The organism is Cellulosimicrobium funkei (assembly GCF_900155925.1).
Lineage (GTDB): Bacteria > Actinomycetota > Actinomycetes > Actinomycetales > Cellulomonadaceae > Cellulosimicrobium > Cellulosimicrobium funkei.
The window spans coordinates 1-2,738 of the sequence record NZ_FTMI01000012.1; the positions used below are offsets into that span (position 1 = coordinate 1).

A 2,738-nucleotide genomic window follows, 5' to 3' on the forward strand; every position below is an offset into this window, starting at 1 on the left:
GACGACCCCGCCGCACGACACCCGGTCGGCGAGCACGACCCCGCTCCCCCACCACAACGAGGTTGGTCCCGCTATCCGGTGGATAGCGGGACCAATCTCGTTCTCGGCGGCCGCCCTGGGCCACGACACCGTCAGTCCGCGGTCACGAAGAGGTGGCGCGTGACGTCGTCGGGCAGGTCGAGGACGGTCAGGGCGCCCTCGCCCGAGGCGGTGACGACGCCGTCGCCCACCGTGACCACGAGGGTCCGGTGCGGGAGCACGCCGGCCTCGGCGAACCGCGCGAGCAGCTCGACGTCCACCTGGATCGGCTCGGCGATGCGCTGGAGCACGACGCGCACCTCGGTGCCCGGCACCGCGCCGCGCGCGACGAGGTGCGCGCGCAGGGACACGACGCCCTGGAGGTAGCCGACCTCGGGCAGGTCCTCGCCGAGCTCGCGCAGGCCGGGGATCGGGTTGCCGTACGGGTCGTGCGCCGGGTGGTCGAGGAGCCCGACGAGGCGCCGCTCGACGAGGTCGCTCATCACGTGCTCCCAGCGGCAGGCCTCGGTGTGGACGTGCTCCCAGTCGAGCTTGATGACGTCGGTGAGCAGGCGCTCGGCGAGGCGGTGCTTGCGCATGACGCGCACCGCCGTCTGCTGGCCGAGGGCCGTGAGCTCGAGCTGGCGGTCGCCCCCGACGACGACGAGGCCGTCGCGCTCCATGCGCGCCACGGTCTGCGAGACCGTCGGCCCCGAGTGCCCGAGGCGCTCGGCGATCCGCGCGCGCAGCGGGGGGATCCCCTCCTCCTGCAGCTCGTAGATCGACTTCAGGTACATCTCGGTGGTGTCGATCAGGTCGGTCACTCGGCCTCCCGCGGCAGGTACGACGCACTCTTCTCTGGAACGGTTCCAGTCTAGCGCTTTCGCCGCCGACTCCGACCGGCGGGCCGCCGCGCCTAGGGTGTCCCCGTGACCCGCCCCCGCGCCGACCGCGTCCGCCGCGCGGTCGAGGCGGCCGCCGCCCGCGACGGCATCGTGCTCGACGCCGGCCAGCGCGACCTCCTCGGCCGGCTCGCGCGGCTCGGTGACGACGTCGCCCGGGCCCGACGACGTCCCGTCCGTGGGCTGTACGTCTGGGGGCCGGTCGGGCGGGGCAAGTCCTGGCTCGCCACGGCGTTCGTCGACGCCGTCACGCCGGAGCTCCCCGCGGGAGCCGTGCGCCGCACGCACGTCTACGACCTGTTCCGCGACCTCCACGCGGCCATCCACGCGCGCCGGGAGGCCGCCCGCGCGGAGCCACGCGCCGCCGTCGGGCACGGAGGCCCGACGCGCGGGTGGCGCACCCGGGCGCCCCAGGTGCCGGAACCCCCGGCGCCAGAACCCCCGGGACCGGAGGTGCGGCCCGAGGACCGCCCGAGCGCGGTCGACGACGCGATCGACGACCTCCTGCGCGGCACGACGCTGCTCCTCCTCGACGAGCTCCACCTGCACGACACGGGCGACGCGACGCTCCTCACGCGGCTCCTGCGCCGGGCGTTCGCGGCGGGCGTCGTCGTGCTCGCGACGTCGAACTACGAGCCCGGCACGCTGCTGCCGAACCCGCTGTGGCACCACGTCGCCGAGCCGGGGATCGCCCTCCTGCGCGCGCACCTCGACGTCGTCGAGCTCGCCGGGCCCACGGACTACCGGACGCTCGGCGGGCGCGGCCGCGCCGGGTTCGCCGCGGGCGCGTGGCTCCGCCCCGGCACGACGGCCCAGCTCGACGCCCGCGGCCTGCGCCGCCCGGGCGCGGACGAGGCGACGGCGGTCCGCACCGGGTCGCGCACGTTCCCCGTGACGGCGGCGCGCGCGGACGAGCTGTGGGTGACGTTCGACGACCTCGCGGGCCGGGCGACGTCGACCCTGGAGTACCTCGACTGGTCCGTGCGCTTCCGCCGGTGGGTCGTCACCGACGTCCCCCTGCTCACCGCCGTCGACCGCGAGGCCCAGCAGCGGTTCGTCGCGGTCGTCGACGTGCTGGTCGACGCGGACGTCGAGCTCGTCGTCACGTCGCCCCACGCGCTCGGCACCTTCCGCACCGCGCTCCCCGACCGCCCGGACGCGTTCCGCACCGCGAGCCGGCTCCAGCTCCTCACCGAGGACGCGGGCGGCACCGACCCGGCGGACGACGTCCCGCACGCCTGACCCGGCGCGTCCCAGGGCTCGCGTGCGGGGGTGTCGTGGGCGGCGGTTACGATCGGCCGCAACCGACTCGACTGGAGGCACCTGGTGGCACGCTCCGACGGCACCGACGACGGCGGCGCGCGCGGTCAGCGCGGGCCCCGCGCGGCGGACGCGCTCACGTGCTCGTTCTGCGGCAAGTCGCAGCGGCAGGTGAAGCGGCTCATCGCGGGCCCCGCGGGCGTCTTCATCTGCGACGAGTGCGTGGCCCTCTGCCTCGAGATGGTCGAGGAGGACCGCGAGACGGAGTCGGCCGAGCAGGACATCGTCACCGGCAGCGGCCCGCTCCCCACGCCGCACGAGATCTTCGCGCACCTCAGCCGCTACGTCGTCGGGCAGGACGGCGCCAAGCGGGCGCTGGCCGTCGCGGTGCACAACCACTACAAGCGCGTACGCGCCGCCGCTGCCGCCGAGGAGGCGGGCGAGGCCCTCGCGACCGACGACCCGGACTACGTGGAGCTGGCGAAGTCGAACATCTTGTTGATCGGTCCGACGGGGACGGGCAAGACGTATCTGGCGCAGACGTTGGCGCGGATGTTG

At 75.3% G+C, this 2,738-nt stretch carries 3 protein-coding genes; 2 read left to right on the forward strand and 1 reads right to left on the reverse strand.

What is annotated here, in order from left to right; genetic code table 11:
• Window positions 1-131: 131 nt before the first annotated feature.
• On the reverse strand, window positions 132-842 hold the full coding sequence (locus BXA05_RS19140) for an iron-dependent transcriptional repressor DtxR (RefSeq protein WP_043659817.1): 711 nt from the start codon (window positions 840-842) through the stop codon (window positions 132-134).
• 105 nt (window positions 843-947) lie between these two features.
• Here BXA05_RS19140 and zapE point away from each other — a divergent pair, with 105 nt between their 5' ends.
• Window positions 948-2,162: an AFG1/ZapE family ATPase gene (gene zapE, locus BXA05_RS19145; protein WP_076406801.1), complete on the forward strand. Its 1,215-nt coding sequence runs from the start codon at window positions 948-950 to the stop codon at window positions 2,160-2,162.
• An 84-nt stretch (window positions 2,163-2,246) separates the two neighbouring features.
• A partial coding sequence (locus tag BXA05_RS19150) for a ClpX C4-type zinc finger protein (RefSeq protein WP_280174317.1) occupies window positions 2,247-2,738 on the forward strand: 492 nt, incomplete at its 3' end.